The organism is Rhodococcus sp. 14-2470-1b, assembly GCF_002259415.1.
Lineage (GTDB): Bacteria > Actinomycetota > Actinomycetes > Mycobacteriales > Mycobacteriaceae > Rhodococcoides.
The window spans coordinates 1-902 of record NZ_NPFY01000072.1 but is presented as its reverse complement, the minus strand read 5'-3'; the positions used below and the strand labels follow the sequence as shown (position 1 = coordinate 902).

Annotated in this window: 1 protein-coding gene; it reads right to left on the bottom strand. The window is 66.9% G+C overall.

Translation table 11 applies throughout. The annotated features are described in order from the left end of the window. A partial coding sequence (locus CH293_RS27780) for a pyridine nucleotide-disulfide oxidoreductase (protein WP_094722071.1) occupies positions 1-902 on the bottom strand: 902 nt, incomplete at both ends.

The following is a 902-nucleotide window of genomic DNA, read 5'->3' as shown; positions in this document are numbered from 1 at the left end:
ACGCGGCCTGCTTCGTTGGGGATGGTGCCGGCTTGGTCGTCGAAGGGGAGTTGGGCGATGTTCTGGGAGAGGTAGCCGACGGCGCGGTAGACCGCTTGGACGTCCCAGTCGTTGTAGGTGCCGGTGCCGCGGACGTTGCCGGTGCCGTCGAGTTCGGTGCGTTCGGTGCGTAGTCCGACGACCTTGCCGTTCTCGCCGAGGATTTCGGTGGGGGATTCGAAGAAGTGCAGGAACAGTTTGTGGGGGCGGTTGCCGACGTCGCGGATGGCCCAGTCCTGCAGGGTGTTGGCGACCATGTCGACCTGCTTGGATCCGCGGCGGGCGGCTTCGGAGCCTTCGTCGTAGTCGATGTCCTCGGGGGCGACGATGACCTCGATGTTGGGGGAGTGGTCGAGTTCGCGGAGTTCGAGGGGGGTGAACTTGGCTTGCGCGGGTCCGCGGCGTCCGAAGACGTGGACTTCGAGGGCCTTGTTGGCTTTGAGGCCTTCGTAGACGTTGGCAGGGATTTCGGTGGGGAGGAGTTCGTCGCCGGTCTTGGCGAGGACGCGGGCGACGTCGAGGGCGACGTTGCCGACGCCGAGGACGGCGACTTTCTCGGCCTCGAGGGGCCAGGTGCGGGGGACGTCGGGGTGGCCGTCGTACCAGGAGACGAAGTCGGCGGCGCCGTAGCTGCCGTCGAGGTCGATGCCGGGGATGTTCAGTGCGCGGTCGGCGTTGGCGCCGGTGGAGAAGATGACGGCGTCGTAGAAGCGGCGCAGGTCGTCGAGGGTGATGTCGGTGCCGTAGTCGATGTTGCCGAGCAGGCGGACCTGGGGCTTGTCGAGGACCTTGTGCAGGGCGGTGATGATGCCTTTGATGCGGGGGTGGTCCGGTGCGACGCCGTAGCGGATGAGGCCGAAGGG